Genomic DNA, 17,965 nt, shown 5'->3' on the forward strand with positions numbered 1-17,965 from the left:
ATTGGGGACTCTGTTTAATAAAGACCGTAGAAGAAGATCATTGCCAAACTATATGTATGCCATTCCTACGCAGGAATGACATACAATTTTTTAACAGCTCCCTTGAGAGAGGGGGTCGAGGAAAATTTACCCCTTACCTGACCCAACATTGACTAATGAGATAATTGTGGAGGGGTTATTTCAAGAGCACTAATTTCATCGGAGTTCATTGCCTCTTGTGGCCTTGGCTGGAATAACAGTTGAGTAAATTTCTGCTGAGTATGAATTTTAGGCTCAGGTGGAAAGTATCTCCCAGGCATAGCAAAATACCGAGTGATTTCGGCAAAAAGCTTCTCATTTTGTGTTGAGGATTCTTGCAATAATTGATTTGCTTCTTCTGACAGAACGATATCTAAGCCTCTATCAAGTCGTTTCGCGTCACTGACTTTCATATAATTATCGTTCACAATGTTCGCCAGTGCTTCGATTTTAAAATTATGTTTTAATAAAATTTCGATGGCTTTCTGAATGTTCGGGTATGGAGAACACTTATCCATGAAAAGTCGCAATTGATTAAGCGCCTTTAAAGAATTGGAAATATTTCCTAATTGTATTACCAACTCACCTTTTGGCGGATCTTGTTGATTAAGTAGGAAGATAATTGCGATAAATTGGGCACTATTCGTCTGCATAATCGAATCGTATTCTTTTTTATCCTGATCTATTAATTGATAAAACACATCATGTATTAAAAAAAGTAATACTAATTTTTGAGTCAGATTAATAACAGTTTGGGTATCACTCAATTTAAGTTGTCGAATTGCCATATCAATTTCCTCCCCACCTAAAATTGACTGTGATAACTCAGGAAGCGCATTAAATAGACCAGTTAAAGTTTCCCCTTCCTGCGCACACCGATTGAGTAGCGCAATCATGGAGCGGTAATGGGAAAAATACCCCTGAATTTCAGGAAATTTTCCATGTATGGCATTATTAAAGATATCATTAGCCCAATCGATAAACTGCTGTTGAAAATCCTTTTTCCAAGCGCAATGTGGAATCAATTGATTCGCCAATTCATTTAACTGAGTGACACATTCATATTGATGATTAAAAAGTTCCACAAATTGGGGTAATTGTAGGCACCAAACTTTAGGCTCCAACCGCAATTGCTTTTCTAATTCCTGACGCATTACTTTGATTATTTCAGGATCAGACTCCTTGCTTTCCAATGCGAGTAACGCAGTAATATTTTGTTTGAAAAGTCCTGTTTGTATACATGCTAAAGCCTGTCTCTGCGTCAATTGTAGTGGAATTACTCGAGCCAGCATTTGGAAGCGTTTTTGCCAAAGGACAGGTAAGGTTGGGTAATCCTTATTTAAAGGAGCAGTAAGTTGTTCATGACGTAAGATGAGACGAATACAGGCATCAACATCGTACTCTTCAAACAAATTAAAACGCAACAGATTGACAATAAATGAACTTTTAATATCTTTTCTAACCATAGGCAGCATCGTTTTGAATCGTTCGAATTCTTCGGGGCTTGCGGCAGAACGTAATTCATTAAACTGATTCAGCCATTTTTTTAGAGTTATTTTTCTTGGCTGTCTATTATATTCCTCTACTGCTAGTTCTTTTTCCTTAGCTATCTCGTCAAGTGGTAGCTCTATACATTGTATTAAATCTTCAGCAGTTACTTGGTCCTTTTTTCTCTTTTTGGCTGGTGTAACAAAGAGAGTTTCTTCTGCATTTTCTCGAACTGTGTTTAAAGCCTCTTGAAAAACGGTTAAGGCTTGTTCCGGTTTCATTCTTTGCTTTTTATCAGGATGGAGTGTGCTTCTGAGTGTATCTGTTAATTTCGCAGCTATTTTCGGATCAAAGCCCATATTACCAAAGATGCCTATAAAATCAGGGTCTTGAGTCATTTCAAGACCTCTTTCCAGCGCCCTTTTTTTATGCTCTTCTGCGGTCAACTTTTCAATCGACTCTTCGGTTGATTCCTCAGTTATTTCGGTTCCATCTCGACTCGGCGCACCTGCTAGCTCACTGATGCAAACAAATAATGCATATAAATCACTTTGAATATCATAGCTCTTAAGCGTTCCATGCAAACTCGCAAGAAACATGTCTGTATCCCATGCCATTCGATTACCATGGTTCCGTAAGGTAGAGTATTGCCCATCTTTATTTATTGTTTTGGCTAAACCCATATCAATTACCGTAATTCTCCATTCACTATGCCCATTCTCTTCATTTTTCTTGAGTTGAGCCATAATGTTGTCTGGTTTTAGATCACAATGAATCATCGTTCGGCCTTCGTGTTTGCCGGAAGAAACTATTCGATGAATTTGTTTCGGAACTTCTTCGATTAAAGTACAAGCAAGACTTAGAAACTCCTCACCAGAAAGTTGATCGATATAAAAATCAAGAGTGCGTCCAGGAGCTCGATTCATATGCAAATAAGAAAATTGTTCCGTTTTGAATAGGCTATAGTGTATTCCTAAAGTGGGATGCTGGCTTCCTAGATATTGTTCTCTATTCGCTACGCGAACATACATATTAGGTTTGTTAGGTTTATCACTCAATCCATTTTGATGAGCACGCATCTGTTTTATGACATAAGAGCCTGACTCATCAAAAACACCGCCATCTCCTTGGGGAATGATGGATTTGATCACCGGAAAAACATTGCCGAAACATCCCTTATCGTCAGAACTCGGTTCAAAAACATCTAAACGTCTTGGTGGTACATCAGAGCGCACTAATGGATCGGCAAGAAATTGAAGAACAGGTAGCGTGAGCACATAACGTGATTCTTCTCCAGATGATGTAGGTAAAGAATAGACATTATAAGCTTCTAATAACCCTGGATTGGCTCCATGTACTGAATTCATAAGTGCTAGAACAACAGGAATATTTTCAGGTAAAGTGGGATTAAGGTAATGAATAGGATTAGCCATGGTTTATTTCACTCAATAGTGTATACAAAAACAAACAATGTGTTACATTGTAACATAATGGCCTTTTTTAGTCCATTTTATTGGCTAACCATTTGATTATTCTGTGCTATTTATTGTATTTATCAGCCAATATTTATGATCTTCCTGGTTTAATTAAAGAATGTTATGAACGCCCTTAAGCAATCAAGTTTACCTTTTTTTTCTTGAAAAAGTCTTTTACACGAATCATAGAATCACATCAAAGAAAAGCTTAATATAGAAATTGACACATTGATTTTCGAGGGAATGATGAAAGAACTAATTGAGGCTATGGTATCTAACCCGGATGAATTTATCCGCTTAATTTCAGAAAAACCGGGTGGTTTTTCCCTAGAGTATGCTACTTATTTAGATTCCATTGACCCTTTAAACAGCGTACATGAATTATTTGAGTTTGAGGGTTTGAGACCTTTTGCGGGCCATTCTTTAGGGCCTGTATTCAAACCGGCTGTGAAAGAAATAGAGCGCATTAATAAGTTGCAAGCAACCCAGTTACATGAAGGACATTTTCCCGAAACTCACAAACATGGCGGTAATTGGTTTGATTGTGATATTGAAGAGGAAGCAATCAATGCAATGCAGGAAATTTTAGGCTTTTCTGAGCCTTGCGAATTTCTCTATACTCAGGAAGGCTTATCTTCTAATCTAGGAAGATTGGTGGATACTTTTTACCGACCCACATTATTTGATTGGCAATCAGGAAAAACGGGGTTTTGTCATTTGGGAAAAGAATTTTTTTCCGATCAAGCTGTCATTGAATCGGTCTTAAAAAGAGGGATACAAACGGCTAAGAATTTTGGTGTGTTTCGTGATCCGAAACAGGTTCCCAGTCCCACATCCCTTACCCTAAAAATCCTTCCTGATGAAAAAGGACTCTATAGTGAAGAGGACATTATTCATTTTGTCAAAAAACATGCAGCGCAAATCCAAATCCTACACTTATCGGACATAGTATTTAGTACGGGACAACGTCTTGATATCACACGTATTTTAACCGAACTAAAGGATACGATAGAGCAATACCCTATTATTGTTGGCTTGGATTTAGCTCATACAGTAGGAAATAGAACTTTAAATCTACGCGAATTACCCGTCACTTACGCGGTGGGTTGTGGTTATAAGCATATTTGTGGTTCAGCAGGGAGTGGCTTTGGCATTTATGTTAACAAGAATACAGACTTGGAAAAATATCCACCCATTCAAGGATGGAAAGCAGCAGCTTCCGAGAAAGTTTTTGACTTAATTGATGGTTACGACTCTAGGATCATGATGCAAAAAGGAGCATGGGCTTTCAGATGCAGCAATCCCTCCCCTGTTGCCCTTGCACCAGTAAAAACCTATATCAAAACAATGAGTCAGGTAGGTTGGCATAAATTAAATGCCAAATCTGAATGTCTTACTCGTTATATGCAAGCTCTAATACAACAACATTTAGGCGATAAAATTGAGTGGATTACCCCTGACGATCCTAAAAAACGAGGAGCCATGTTGGTTTTTCGTGTTAAGGAAATTAGTGATGTTAAACAAATAGAAGCTTTATTAAAAAAGGCAAGTGACTTGGGAACGTTCGAAATAGACGTCCGACCTCCGAACAATATTCGCGTTACAGCACATTATGGATATACCCAGTTTACTGATATTCATAAAATGGTTTCGCGCCTCGAACAGGTTGTTCATCTTTTGCTGGAACAAAAAAAGCTAGAAACTTTCACTTTAACCTCAATAAAACAACGCAGACAAAGTGGTTTTTTTGAGCAACAAATTGAAGAAACAGCCCCTTCTAGCCTTCAGCATGCTCAAACAAGTAATGGGTTTATACCCCATAATTTTTTTAAGAATTAGGTTGAGCAATCTTGATTAGTCCCCGAAAATGAGAAGGAGTATCGTGTTTTAGCACAAGGCACCGATGCGTCGGTGCCTGAGGCTCATAGTAATTTACATTTTCGAAACAAGTGTTTTTAATGAATACAAATAAAAAAGTTACATTGTTTACTGACATTCATTTTTACCATGGTTTCATCTTCATTAGCAAAGGAGATAACTCAAAGATTCCTTGCTTCTCTTCAGGTTCAACGTCCGTATCCGAAATATCTTTGTCTTGATTGACTACATCGTGCATAAGATGCTTATTTTTATCAGTTGGTTTTGGCTCCATTGACAAAGGGGTTGGAGCAAAATTTTTAGTTTCCTTGTGCTCACCCTTCGTTTGGAATTTCGGGCTTGGTGTGGGCAGTAAATTATTAGCCAACTGCTGGATAAATTCATCATATAACTTTAAAGTAGGCAAACTCATACAAAGTGAAACTATATTTCCTTCTTCATCTTGAGTCATGTTGAGGCAATCATCAGACAAATGATGTTTTTCTTTAAATGCATTGAATTCTTTTAGAATAGCCTTCATGAATTTTTTTAACTCTTCTCTTTGTTCTTCAGATAATGAGTTAGGATCACACTGTAAATTAATGGTCAGAGTCATCGATTTTCGGTCATTATCAATAACCAATAACCCTTTAGCAACTAACTCTGCAATGACGCCCGGATCAAAACTTTTTTCATCTGAGTGGGACTCTGGATCAAGCTCTTCACTATCTTCCATGAAACTGAACTCACCTATTAATTCTTCAGTATTATCAACTAAGTCAGCCTTAATCAAAGATTTGTCATCACCATAGCCGGCTTTTTCTTCTGATGTATTATCAGAACCACCTCCGTCACCGGCACCACCGCCACCGCCGCCATGTCCGAAACAACGAGGCGTTGGAGCGGTTTCTTTAAAACAAATCCGACAACGTATCTTTGCTGATTCAGCAGCAGCCTCTTTCTTTTCTGCTTCTTTATTTAATTGTTGCAAAGCGAATCCTGTGGAAGAGGTTTGGGGTTCGCCTGTTGGGCCAGAGGCGTTCTGATGCTCGTCTTTTTTCATGAGGAATACCCAATTCAAATTTATCAATAATGGAACAATTGTATGTAAAAATTTAATTTATCTGTGTATTAGCTACAGGGTTTTACGATTTTTTTACGTAAATACATTCCCACAAAAAGAAAAGATTTACCGCATAAAGATACGATTTACAATCAAGTTATTTTTGGGGCTCTAACCAATGGACGCGCTTTGGGCATCAACTTGTTCTTCAAAAAACGATTAAACCTGTTCACACAATTTTATTTGATAGGGGCTACCAAGATTAAGAACTCATTATTATCAAAAGAAAACGCTCCAACTTGTTCCATCCCCACTTTTTTATGAGCATTTATAGAGCGTAAATTCTGGGTAGAGATCAACACGGCATATAAATCTAACTCTGGACGTTCCTTCATTAAAAATTCAGAAAGCTTTTCATAAAGCTTAAAAAAAACACCTTGCCCTCTATAGTCCTTATCAATACAAACTGGGCCAGAAATTGCAATATTATAAGTGGATAAAGGCTTTCCTCGATAAGAAATATCAGGGAAACAATCCAGCATTGAAGCGACTAAGGGTATATGTTTATTGTATTCAACCGAGCTGACACAAATATAAGCACAAACCCTATTTTTATCTTTGCAAATAAAGACACAAATATCATCATCCATGGATTTTAATTGTTCAATCGAAAAACTACCGGAAAGATAACCATCGCTTTTTTCTGATGGGGTTAAAGCATCAACCAGATTTTTATTTTGTAGCGTCACAATCTGTTCGAAATCATCTAGAATTGGTCTTTTATACTCCATAATCCCTGCCTCCAAACCAATAAGAAGAAAAAAAATTATTACTAAGTAATACCGCTTCATTTTTAGTGATTACTATAAAGGCTAGCACAAATAAATCCATTCCACTTATAAAAATGGTACTCATTTACCTCCAAAGCATTTTTCGTTCTGCACAAATTAAATAACACTTGATTAATTTAAGAGCTCTTGATAAAATTTGGCGCAAGAAATCGGCTGATGTAGCTAATCTCTGAGTCTTCCTGAGTTACATCGTTTTCGAAAGATTTTGCTGAAGGCTCCTCAATATTTTTTTTATAAAACTACTTCATAAGTATTCTTATGTTTTGAGGAGCCCTTTACCATGTTTTTTAATCGTCATGACAAAAATATCCATATCTCATCTGTCCAATCTAAAAAATTAAATGCACTACATTCCATGCTGTCGTCAAAATTGGATTGGTCTGATTTTATCCTATTGAGCACGATGTTCTTAGAGGAAAAGATCGGCGATACAATAAAAAATGAATTGCATGCTATTCAAGTCATGTACTTAAAAAATCAAAAGACCGACGCAATACAATTGATATTACAAATTTGCCGAGATCACAAAGAAATATCTGATGATGAACGCTCTTTGATCCAATCCCAAGTTTCAACATTGACCGATAATCCACTTGCTCTTGATAGTAGACGCTATTTCGAAACCAGATTCGCTTTAGAGTTATGGAACAGCCTGAATGAAGTGGAATTTGAAACCATAACAAAGCTCTCTGCACTGATTAATGAGATTGATCCAACAATTGAGATACCTAAATTAGTACAATCACTTGATGATGCTGAACTCGTCGTTGATCGTATGGAAAAATGCGAGCATGTGGCAGAAATAGCTGAAAAAGATAAATCAATTAAGAACCATTCTGCATTATATAAAATTAAGGATCGAGGAAAGAACCGATTCGATACCAAAGGAGAAAAAGTATATAGTAGTAATCCGGGAATTATGAAGTCCTTAGCGTATAATCCTTTCGATGAAGTGATTCCTGCCACAGCGAATCGACTTGCCGATTTAGCGCTTATTAATGAAAATGTGGAACATGGTTATTCAAAATCGCATCCTCATGTTCCCTTTGTCAATTCCTTATCTGGTCATACTATTATTTTTATTATTGTATTAGAACGTTACTTAATTAAGCATAAATCAGACCCCAAAACGCTACTTCAATCCGATGTCGATAATCTCATCAAAGCATTTATTGCATTCACCTGGAAACGAGGATTTCATAGTTTTGCGGAAATGGTAGAGATTTTACATGATCCGAGCATTCAAAATATTATTGCTGCACAGGGCATTGATATCAATTTGCCACTCGATGAATCCATTTTATCATCCAATTATAAAAAAGCAGCAGAATATGCTTATCAGATGCATTTAAAAAGAAATTGCAATCAAGAAGTTCTATCTCGAGATACTACAAAATTAAGCCGCCTAAACTGGAATTTCGATAAAGACATCTACGAATGCCCTAACATTCAAGATGTTCTAAAATATTGCTTTAGAGAAAATATTTTATTTGTTTTTGATCTTGATAATACGATCATAAGACCAATACGCTCGAAAGATTTAGGCAGCGACCAATGGTTCGAAAAATTATTAGAACATATACAAAAAGTATTTCCAAATGACCATGACGCATTTGAACTGGCATTGACGCTACGTAACGCCATCCATAAAAATATTAAAGTTGGGGCTGTTGAATCGGATACAATTGCAATTATTCACTTACTGCAAAAATTTCACATCCCAGTCATAGCGTTAACCTCACGAGGTCCTGGCATTATTGATAGAACAGAAAAACAAATGCGCGAAATAAAAATTAACTTTTCAAAACATGGAGAACCAGAGAAATCTTACACTTTATTCGCATCAGAACATCAGGTTGCAATGTATCAGAATGGTATCATTTATTGTGATGGTATGAATAAAGGAATTGTTTTGAGAGAATATTTAAAACGTGCTTCTTTGCCAAGAGATATCGTAGTCGTAGACGATACTAAGAAAAATCTAGTTCGCATTCAACAGGAAACCCAATCAGTAGCGAGTCGCATCACAGGATTACGATACGGTTACCTAGACAGTAAAATGAGTCATTTCGATTTTGGAAAAGCTAATCAATATTTATTGGAAATCAGATCATCTTTCTCAGACTCTGAAAATGAAGCTATCGATAAATTAAACCTTAATTTGACTAAAACAGAAGCTGATCCAACCGGCAAACACCTGTATTTCTTTAACGGCTCCCGATTAGAAGAATATGAGTCATCAGAATTTGACCGATATAAAGCGAATAATTGTTCTATTTTGTAAACCATGTAAATTACTTGGGGAGCAAGTCACACATCAAGTAACAGTGCAAATCTAATGAGGAGCTGGGAATGCAGTTCCTCAATTTTTTTAAAATTGCTTATACCACAAAAGAACGTATGCCCTAATAATGAATTTGAAAAGGCGCTGCTAGAAGCTACATCCATGGGTCATGACAATTTTTCATTGTCATTAATCCTACACTGCGATGCCCAATAGGGAACCAATACCAGCACTCACAATCATCGCGAGCGTCCCCCAAACCACCACACGCACTGCTCCTGATACTACGGACGCTTCGCCAACCTTTGCAGCCACTGCCCCGAGTAATGCTAAAAAAAGAACTGCCATCACTGATATGATTAGAATAAGATGAGCTTGGGGAGCAATAAAAATCATTAATAAGGGTAATAATGAACCAACAGTAAAACTGCAGGCGGAAAACAATGCTGCTTGAAGAGGACGTGCACTCGTAACTTCGGTAATACCAAGCTCATCGCGAGCATGGGTGCCTAAAGCATCCTTAACCATCAATTGTTTTACAACTTCTTTTGCAAGATCAGGTTCTAGCCCTCGATTAATGTATATAGCAGTGAGCTCTTCTATTTCACTTGCTAAACTCGTCTCAAGCTCTTTCCTTTCGCGCTTTAAAGCAGATTTTTCTGTATCTGCCTGAGAGCTTACAGATATATACTCACCTGCAGCCATCGACATTGCACCAGCAATTAATCCTGCAAACCCCGCTATAAGAATTCCATGATATGGCGTGTGAGCAGCAGCAACGCCAATCAATAAGCTTGCAGTAGATATAATACCGTCGTTGGCACCTAATACGGCAGCCCGTAGCCAACCAATTCGTTCAATTCGATGATATTCTCTATGTTGCATATCCTGCAAAGCTCCTCTATGAAAATGTCTTGCTTAATATGCCAGTAAGTTAGTCTCCTGGCATATCTGATTTGTGTTTATAGGTTGCATGTTCAGGAATATCGGTAGCGGAATAAACGCTAATGATTTTAAATGGTTTGTTTGCATTAAGATTAATAAAATTATGAGGTATCCCTTGAGGGATAAAGATCATATCCCCTGCTGTAACTGTTGAATTTTTGCCATTGAGCACTGATTTAGCCCGACCTTCTACAACAAAGATGACCTGATCAAATTTATGGGTTTCCATCCCAATCTCATTTTTGGGGTTTGTTTTAGGTGTGATATTCATAAAAACAACTTGAGCATCCTTACCTGTTACAAGTGCTAACTTCCAGTTTTCATTCTTTTTTGCCATTTCAAAAATTTTGGGAGTAATAACCGTATTTAATTTACTATCCATCGCGCTTTCTGCAGAATGAGCAAATGAGGATGTTGCAATTAAGGTGGACAAAAATATAGATATAAAAAATCCCTTTTTTTTCATTATGCTCTCCATAAGATTTAGATTTCCAGAAGCATTTCAGTATCGTTCAGAACTACAACCGCCCTATTAACGATAACGCCTGTACTGTATATTTAGTGTAGCATAATTGATCTAAATGTTTAATTTGTTCTTTAGCACTTCAATACTCAATTGCATTTTATAGTGTGGTACTGGATGCCATGATGCTATAAATTCCCCAATGATTTCAAAACCAGCTTTTTTATAAACATGCACTGCTCGCTCATTAGAGATTTCCGGATCAATAAGTACTATTTTCGAATCAGAAAGCTGACTCAAAATAAATTCATGAATCATCTGCACTGACAATCCCTTACCGATATAATCCAATCTGCAAATGAATAAATCGAGTGTGACTGCGCCATCAGGATATTCTTCTGATTGCTCCACTTCAGACGTAATTAAATAAGCAAAGGGAATTTCTTTATCATAAGCTATCCAATGAGTAGCCCAGGGTTCACCATGATTTAAGAATTGATTAATGTCTTTGATGGTATTGTTTAACCCCTGTCCATGAAGCCATTCATTAATATGTGGTTGATGAATCCAATTTAGAACAAGCTCATGTTGTGATTTATCCACTGGTTTAAAACAAAAGCGAGCCTTATTTGTCGTAACGTTACTCATTCAAAATGTCCAAGATAAATAAAAAATGATCGTGAAATTATATCACTGATCTTGAAGCTATAGATTAACCAATTCTCCAGTAAAGTCATTTGCTCTCAGTGAAAAAAATCAGGTCAACGCGGGTACCTCATTGAAATTTTAAAGCAGCACATCAAAGATGTCTGAGTCAAGCGAAGTGCATAAGTCTTGAAAAAAAGGGAGCTTTCCTATAAAGTTGTATTTTAAATACATCTTTATTATAATCATCATGAACAACCTAATCAAAGGAGCACATCATGCCAGCAACTCATAAACCCGCGAAAACCATCAGTGATAAAGTTGCCTTTGGACTTGTGAAATTTTTCCGATTTTTTGCTGATACTTTTTTTCAAAAACGATATGGCAATCGAGCAATAGTCCTTGAAACAGTCGCCGCGGTACCGGGCATGGTTGGCGCTGCATTGCTGCATTTGCGTTGCTTAAGAAAAATCAAAAATGATGAAGGGTGGATTAAAACGTTGTTGGATGAAGCAGAAAATGAGCGAATGCATTTGATTACGTTTATGTATATTGCCAAACCTAATTGGTTTGAACGAGTTATTATTTTCATAGCACAAGCTATTTTCGTAGTTTTATATTTGTTGATGTATATTGTTTCTTCAAAAACAGCCCATCGCTTCGTGGGTTATCTTGAAGAAGAGGCTGCTGTGAGCTATACCCATTATTTGCAAGAATTAGATGAAGGTCGCATTGAAAATTGCCCGGCTCCTGATATTGCTAAAAAATACTGGAAATTAGCTGCTGATGCGCGATTACGTGATGTGCTATTAGCCGTACGTTTCGATGAAGAAGAGCATCGAGATGTAAACCATCAGTTAGCGGATAAATTGGCGAACGAGCGTACTCTTTTGACCAAGCTAAATTCAGAGCTTACAGATACTAAGAGCAGCAACCCATAAGAGACTTATGGAAAAGCAGAAATATGAGGTGCATCATGAGAGCAGAATACAGCGACTTAATGTGTTACAAACAAATCGAAATTGATAGCCATGGAAAGTTGAAATTTTTCTTAGAAAAACACAGCACTAAGGAAGGAACCTGGGGGCAACTCACCCTACACGAAGGGGCAATTGATTTTTTATTCTTAAACGGCCAGGGACAAGAACTCTCACGCACTCGAATCAACAAAGAAAATCCCCACTTACTCATTCCCCCTGCTGCATGGCATAAAATTATCCCTGTCAGCGAACCTTTTAAGGCAAATCTTGAGTTTTATTGTATGCCCCAACGATATTTCAATAAAAAATACAGTTTAGGAGCAGCACACAGTGATTTAGTGTATGTCTATCAAACTTATTTACGTCATTTGCACGCCGCATCAATTCTTGATGTAGGCTGTGGCTCAGGAAGAAATTTATTGTACTTAGCAAATCTGGGACATAGGGTCACTGGGATTGATCATAGTCCCTCAGCTTTGGAAAGCCTTGAGGATATCGCCCATAAAGAAGCATTGTCCGGAGTCAATACGCGACTCCATGATTTAAATCAACCGATGAATCTTGAACCAGAACATTATGATTTAGTACTCTCCACAGTCACTCTGCAATTTTTAAATACCCAGCGCATTCCTGAATTACTCACCGAACTCCAAAAAACCACGAAGAAGAAAGGGTATCATTTTTTAGTATTCCCTGTTCACTCAGAACTTTATTCAATGCCAGAGTTTTTCACCTTTTTGCCGCAAAAAGAGGCACTCTATCATGTATATCAAGACAGTGGCTGGTCGATACTTGAATACAAAGAATCGGTAGGTCATTTGCATAAACAAGATGAACTGGGAAGACCATTATCCGGTTTGTTTGCTCTTTTGCTCGCACAAAAAATCATATAATAATTTATTTAATATTCAAGAAAACAGACAGTTCATTGGGGTTGTGCAAAACATCAGCCAAAGTATAACGTTCTAAAATCTTCATGAACGCAGCTTGTGCTTCATGCAAGATTCCCTTTAATTTACATGCAGGAGCGATACAGCAGTTGGCTTTTTCTTTATTAAAACAAGGGACCAAATCAAAATGGGGCTCTAATTGAAAAACGAGTTGACCTAAATTAATCGCTTCAGGCTGGGCAGCCAGTAAAATACCACCATGCTTACCGCGAATGGTTTTAATCAATCCAAGTTTGGCTAAATTGTGAATGATTTTAATCAGATGATTGTTCGAAATGCCATAGGCCTCTGTAATGTCTTTAATTGTGCACGAATCTTTTCTAAGAGTGATATAAATTAAGGCTCGTAGTGAGTAATCCGTAAATTGCGTCAGTTGCATCATTAATTCCTAATTGTTAGTTGACTCTGATTATTTCTTTTTATAAGATGCATTGCAAATACATCTTTAAGGAGTATACCATGACTGAGTCGTTATTTGAGCGTTTGGGAGGCCAAAATGCTGTAAATACTGCTGTCGATATTTTCTATCGTAAAATGCTACGGGATGAGCGCGTGAGTCATTTTTTTGATGACATTGATATGGAACAACAAATCTTAAAACAAAAAGGATTTTTAACCATGGTGTTTGGAGGCCCCAATCACTACAGCGGGAAAAGCATGGGCGAAGGACATGCACATTTAATCAAACGTGGATTAAATGATGTACACGTGGATATTGTTATTGAACATTTGGGTGCAACACTCAAGGAATTAGGCGCAGCAGAAAAAGATATTGAACAAGTAGCAGCCATTGCCAATAGTGTTCGCAATGAAGTATTGGGGCGCCCATGAGTATTATAGACTTTAACAATCAATCTTATACCTTAGAACCTAAGGAAAATGTATTACAATGTCTTCTGCGACATGGTGTGGATTATCCTAACTCATGTCAGGCGGGTATTTGCCAGTCCTGCCTGATTAAAGCTAAAGACGGTGTGGTACATCCCTCCTGGCAAGAAGGATTACCGGAAACGCTTAAATCGCAAGGTTATTTTCTCGCCTGTCTGGCTCAACCAGAAACCGCACTTCAGATCGTTGCGCCTGAGAATGCTGAATGCGAAGTAACTGCGCGATTAATTGAACTTAAACCACTTAACTACAACGTGATGCAGGTTAAACTTGAGGTGGATGATTTAAACTATTGGATACCCGGACAATATCTTAGTTTGATTAATCCCGAAGGCACTATGCGTAGCTATTCAATCGCCAACATCCCCATACAAGAAGGATTTATTGAGTTACAGATTAAAATCTATCCAAACGGAGAAATGGGACAATGGCTTGAGAATAAGGCAACAAAGCATACAGAAGTTAAACTTAGAGGACCTTTTGGCCGTTGTTTTTACCATAATCCCGACCATTTAGTATTTGATATGTTATTGGCAGGAACTGGAACAGGACTGGCACCGCTCATTGCCATTACCAAAAGCGCGCTCAGTCAAAACCATCAGGGACGCATCACTTTAGTCCATGGCGGTCTTACTGATGAGGACATTTATTACCACGATGAGTTGGAAACTTTATCAATAGCATTTAATTCTTTCATTTATGACCCTTGTGTCGTGCAAAGCCAAGGACGTTATCCTGAGGGATTGATTGAGCGCAGAGCCTTAACACACATTAATAATGCTCATAATACTAGAGTATATGTTTGCGGTCCTAAAGAAACAACCAATAAACTTAAAACCAGTATCTTTCTAACTGGCGTTCCCTCTAAACATATTTTTAGTGATCCATTTCTTTAAATGGTAATCATTTTTCTATGTTCAATAACCTTAATCCAAACTGCCCTTAATCGATTTGAAAAAATTTTAAGCGCTTTTATTTAAAACCAAGTTGCATGTCTTTGTGAGGAATCCCAGCATCTTGGTATTCATTACTACAAACCACAAAGCCCAATTTTTCATAAAATGGAATGGCATAGACTTGAGCTCCAAGCTTTGCTTTCTTAACCTGATAATTTTGGCGCAGGTCCTCTATGATAAAGTTCATCAGCAGATGACCCAGTCCTTTTTTTTGGTGGGTCTCCAAAATAGCCACGCGCTCAATTTTAGCAAAATCGTCTATGTAACGCACACGTGCAGTGCCCACAGGCAACTGATTGAAAAGCAAAAGATAATGCTCGCTAGTAGAATCCAGTCCGTCGACTTCTTCATTAACGGGGATTTTCTGCCCTTCGACAAATACTTGATATCGGATAGTAAGGCAAATTTGAACATCTGCTGCAGCAGAAATTTTTTTTACGGAAATCTCACCGTGTTTTATACTCATAATCTTTCTTGTGGCTCTATTTTTAACGAAAATCAAGTTTAATTGCCGGTTCCATCAGGTGTCAATCACATCCAAGGGACGAAACTCTATGCGTATATGGGGCTCTAATCCATAACACCTGGAGTCATTTTTAAAGTAAGTACAACCTATGGGAAGATTGATATATCAAGTGTCATTTAAAACTAGATTATAACTGAAACAAATGAATTGCCAGTATGTAAGTAATTATGTTAATTAGTAGCTATTACTTATGGAGTTGGGTAATTGCTTTTAGGGAGGGAGTTCCATGGATAGACAGTTTTTTTTGATTACTTTAGGTACTGTGCTCACTGCAACAGTAATAGCTGCGCCAATTAGTTCTATTGTTACATTGAGTGGTGGAGGCAATGTTGCTCCCGCAACGAGTTTGCCCCTCTCCCTCAACGGGCTGATACCCGGAGTGAACTATAATGTAGTTTGTTATATTGATACCCAAAATCCTTTTCAATATATTTTATTGGGTAGTACTCTAGCTGACTCAACAAGCACGATTACCTCATACAGCCTGAATGGTAATTATGTTATGCAGGATCAATTACAAGTAGGACGGAATTTAGTGGTTATTAATGGAACATTTAATAGCCCTTCTAGTAGTACCATTAATTTTACTAATTTGGATCAAACAAATTCATTTAATCTTAATAATTGCTTTGGTATTCCCCAAAAGGTCCCATCACCAGGCATTATCGGAGACGGATTATGAAAAAAGTATTGATATCCGCTTTAAGTTTGCTAATGCAGATTTTTTCGACAAATTTGCAGGCGGCCAATGCCCCAATCCAACAAATTGACATTGCAAATTTGCTGGCCAATAGTGTTGGTGGTTCAGGTGGCGCTACTGAAACAGCTGTGAATGTCGCGTTTTCAAATGGTGGGGCATTACCCTGTTATACGACGACACTTGCCTATCAGGCAGCAACATCCATACGGGCTGGCATAGGGCAAACTTGCCAAGCGCCGATAACGAGCATTACTCTTACCCCAATTGCCAATTCAAATGGCTTAGGGACTGTATATGAAACACCACTCTATCCAGTTATAGTGGATAGTAGATATTATTCAACCCAGATTACTATTAGTCAGAATACAGCACCAACCTTTGACCCTAATAATGGGAATATTTTATTGCCGGGTACACTTCAGACTACAGTGGTGAACCATTTAGGACGGCCAGAACCCTAAAGACTTAAATTACTTAAGAGTAGGCCCTTCTTTCGATTGTTCATCAGTAATTTCTTCTATTTTAGGACCTTTTTTCTTCACATTAGGTAACGATTCAATTGTTTCGGTTATATGTTTACAAAGAGACTCCACATCATTAATTCGAATGTCACTTGGAACATGAGAAAATACGTGTGTTTCGCCATCAATTTCATACATGCTGTTTAGCATTTCCAACAAACCCGATTTTGCTAAGTATTTTGCCTCATGCATCGTAATGACTCGAGATCCTTCGGGAGTAAGCCCCATGAGTTGATTTCTTTTGTTCACTTGTTCATATTCTTCTTTAAGATAAGTATCATGCTCAGCAAAACCGACTTTAATCGAACATACTCTTTGCTTGTATCCAGGATTTTCAATAGTTACTTCATATAAAGGATTATTTATAGAGGTCCATTTACACAATACTTCACCAGGAACGGTTAATACATGAACCGCTCTCACATCTTGCATTTGTAAACCGACATAGGTTTTACCAAAATTTCGAATCATCGTAATTTCCGAATTCGTTGCGGCAGTATCCATGACGTTAGTCAAGCCTTGAAATTCTCCTGCGTGCTCCTTTTCTTCAAGTTCAAAACGTTTGCTATATCGTCTGTACAGTTCTTCATGAGTTGCTACCAGTTCTTTAGGATTAATAAAGAAAGGAGGCAAATTGGTTTCAGTTATCGCCCCTGTGCTAGGGACTACGGTACTGCTGCTCGCATAAGTCCCTCCAGTTACTAATGAAGGAGTAAATGAAGCAAAGATAGAAGAGTTATTACGTATTACGTGTTCGGGGATGTTATAGTGATGTTCTTTTTTGCCTGAGTGCGGACATACAAACTTTTCTTTTCTTAAAATATCGGTTACCTCAGCAATACTCATACCTCTAAAAAGAGAGAAACGCCCTTTATTATTTTTTTCCAAATGGAGAGCAAAACTCTGGAATGTACTTGTTTCAGAATTTATTTTATAGATTTTTCTAAAATCATCTAAAACAGAACTGTTTTTAGTTTTAATGAAATTTAATACTGTTGAGGAAAAGCCCTGTTTATGATGGTGAGCACCCGAACTGTAATTCCCGGTAAGAAAACTTAATCGCCTCATAATGATAATTCCAATGAAGATTGTGTATTTAATTATAGCCAATTAAACACAAATCGACCTATTGGGATATTTTTAATACAATAACCAGGTTACTCACCGAAATTTGAGGCACGAATGGCAACTTTTATAAAAAATATTAATTTATCCTATCAAGGATTAAAATTTAGACTGTCTTTATCTACATCATCTTTCTAGTTTTTATTTACCTCACTTGCTGAGCAGGGAATTCGAGCAACACAATAAACCATCTGGCCACCTACGTTGGCTAATTGGTGCTTTCAGCGTGA

Annotated in this window: 18 protein-coding genes; 8 read left to right on the forward strand and 10 right to left on the reverse strand. The window is 37.5% G+C overall.

The window, feature by feature from the left end:
• Positions 1-152: 152 nt before the first annotated feature.
• Positions 153-2,939: a hypothetical protein gene (locus ACF8MK_RS16370; protein ID WP_392537551.1), complete on the reverse strand. Its 2,787-nt coding sequence runs from the start codon at positions 2,937-2,939 to the stop codon at positions 153-155.
• A 285-nt stretch (positions 2,940-3,224) separates the two neighbouring features.
• On the opposite strand from ACF8MK_RS16370, the gene ACF8MK_RS16375 reads away from it, so the two are divergent.
• Positions 3,225-4,820 carry an aminotransferase class V-fold PLP-dependent enzyme gene (locus tag ACF8MK_RS16375; RefSeq protein WP_392537552.1) on the forward strand — a complete coding sequence of 532 codons (1,596 nt, stop codon included), beginning with the start codon at positions 3,225-3,227 and terminating at the stop codon, positions 4,818-4,820.
• 163 nt (positions 4,821-4,983) lie between these two features.
• On the opposite strand, the gene ACF8MK_RS16380 is transcribed toward ACF8MK_RS16375, so the two are convergent.
• From ACF8MK_RS16380 to ACF8MK_RS16390, 3 genes are all read right to left on the reverse strand, one after another.
• Entirely contained in the window at positions 4,984-5,901 is a 918-nt protein-coding gene (locus ACF8MK_RS16380) for a hypothetical protein (RefSeq protein WP_392537553.1), read from the reverse strand.
• A gap of 239 nt (positions 5,902-6,140) precedes the next feature.
• A complete protein-coding gene (locus tag ACF8MK_RS16385) occupies positions 6,141-6,692 on the reverse strand; it encodes a GNAT family N-acetyltransferase (RefSeq protein WP_392537554.1) in 552 nt (183 codons plus the stop codon).
• Positions 6,682-6,816, reverse strand: a complete 135-nt coding sequence (locus ACF8MK_RS16390; protein ID WP_392537555.1) for a hypothetical protein — start codon at positions 6,814-6,816, stop codon at positions 6,682-6,684. The genes ACF8MK_RS16385 and ACF8MK_RS16390 overlap by 11 nt, the downstream gene beginning before the upstream one ends.
• A 216-nt stretch (positions 6,817-7,032) precedes the next feature.
• On the opposite strand from ACF8MK_RS16390, the gene ACF8MK_RS16395 reads away from it, so the two are divergent.
• Entirely contained in the window at positions 7,033-9,036 is a 2,004-nt protein-coding gene (locus ACF8MK_RS16395) for a DUF2608 domain-containing protein (RefSeq protein ID WP_392537556.1), read from the forward strand.
• Between the two features lie 195 nt (positions 9,037-9,231).
• Here the strand turns inward: ACF8MK_RS16395 and ACF8MK_RS16400 are convergent, their stop codons facing one another.
• The 3 genes from ACF8MK_RS16400 to ACF8MK_RS16410 all read right to left on the reverse strand — a co-directional run bounded on the left by ACF8MK_RS16400 (position 9,232) and on the right by ACF8MK_RS16410 (position 11,092).
• Positions 9,232-9,921: a VIT family protein gene (locus ACF8MK_RS16400; RefSeq protein WP_392537557.1), complete on the reverse strand. Its 690-nt coding sequence runs from the start codon at positions 9,919-9,921 to the stop codon at positions 9,232-9,234.
• 49 nt (positions 9,922-9,970) lie between these two features.
• A complete protein-coding gene (locus ACF8MK_RS16405) occupies positions 9,971-10,363 on the reverse strand; it encodes a cupin domain-containing protein (protein WP_392537558.1) in 393 nt (130 codons plus the stop codon).
• Positions 10,364-10,558: 195 nt separating this feature from the next.
• Positions 10,559-11,092: a GNAT family N-acetyltransferase gene (locus ACF8MK_RS16410; RefSeq protein ID WP_392537559.1), complete on the reverse strand. Its 534-nt coding sequence runs from the start codon at positions 11,090-11,092 to the stop codon at positions 10,559-10,561.
• 275 nt (positions 11,093-11,367) lie between these two features.
• Between ACF8MK_RS16410 and ACF8MK_RS16415 the strand changes: the two genes are divergently transcribed.
• Both ACF8MK_RS16415 and tehB read left to right on the forward strand, forming a co-directional pair.
• Positions 11,368-12,030: an alternative oxidase gene (locus ACF8MK_RS16415; RefSeq protein WP_392537560.1), complete on the forward strand. Its 663-nt coding sequence runs from the start codon at positions 11,368-11,370 to the stop codon at positions 12,028-12,030.
• Between the two features lie 35 nt (positions 12,031-12,065).
• Complete coding sequence (gene tehB / locus ACF8MK_RS16420) at positions 12,066-12,962, forward strand: SAM-dependent methyltransferase TehB (protein ID WP_392537561.1); 897 nt, start codon at positions 12,066-12,068, stop codon at positions 12,960-12,962.
• A 4-nt stretch (positions 12,963-12,966) separates the two neighbouring features.
• Here the strand turns inward: tehB and ACF8MK_RS16425 are convergent, their stop codons facing one another.
• Positions 12,967-13,398, reverse strand: a complete 432-nt coding sequence (locus ACF8MK_RS16425) for an Rrf2 family transcriptional regulator (protein ID WP_392538981.1) — start codon at positions 13,396-13,398, stop codon at positions 12,967-12,969.
• A gap of 80 nt (positions 13,399-13,478) precedes the next feature.
• Between ACF8MK_RS16425 and ACF8MK_RS16430 the strand changes: the two genes are divergently transcribed.
• Entirely contained in the window at positions 13,479-13,850 is a 372-nt protein-coding gene (locus ACF8MK_RS16430; RefSeq protein ID WP_392537562.1) for a group 1 truncated hemoglobin, read from the forward strand.
• Positions 13,847-14,803, forward strand: coding sequence for an FAD-binding oxidoreductase (locus tag ACF8MK_RS16435; RefSeq protein WP_392537563.1), 957 nt, complete (start codon positions 13,847-13,849; stop codon positions 14,801-14,803). Before ACF8MK_RS16430 ends, ACF8MK_RS16435 begins: the two co-directional genes overlap by 4 nt.
• Positions 14,804-14,879: 76 nt before the next feature.
• On the opposite strand, the gene ACF8MK_RS16440 is transcribed toward ACF8MK_RS16435, so the two are convergent.
• Positions 14,880-15,329, reverse strand: a complete 450-nt coding sequence (locus tag ACF8MK_RS16440; protein WP_392537564.1) for a GNAT family N-acetyltransferase — start codon at positions 15,327-15,329, stop codon at positions 14,880-14,882.
• A 286-nt stretch (positions 15,330-15,615) separates the two neighbouring features.
• Here ACF8MK_RS16440 and ACF8MK_RS16445 point away from each other — a divergent pair, with 286 nt between their 5' ends.
• Positions 15,616-16,071, forward strand: a complete 456-nt coding sequence (locus ACF8MK_RS16445; protein ID WP_392537565.1) for a hypothetical protein — start codon at positions 15,616-15,618, stop codon at positions 16,069-16,071.
• Complete coding sequence (locus ACF8MK_RS16450; protein WP_392537566.1) at positions 16,068-16,550, forward strand: hypothetical protein; 483 nt, start codon at positions 16,068-16,070, stop codon at positions 16,548-16,550. The genes ACF8MK_RS16445 and ACF8MK_RS16450 overlap by 4 nt, the downstream gene beginning before the upstream one ends.
• A 9-nt stretch (positions 16,551-16,559) precedes the next feature.
• On the opposite strand, the gene ACF8MK_RS16455 is transcribed toward ACF8MK_RS16450, so the two are convergent.
• Positions 16,560-17,678: a hypothetical protein gene (locus tag ACF8MK_RS16455; protein WP_265702616.1), complete on the reverse strand. Its 1,119-nt coding sequence runs from the start codon at positions 17,676-17,678 to the stop codon at positions 16,560-16,562.
• Positions 17,679-17,965: the final 287 nt, after the last annotated feature.

The sequence above is a fragment of the Legionella sp. 227 genome (assembly GCF_043161935.1).
Lineage (GTDB): Bacteria > Pseudomonadota > Gammaproteobacteria > Legionellales > Legionellaceae > Legionella > Legionella sheltonii.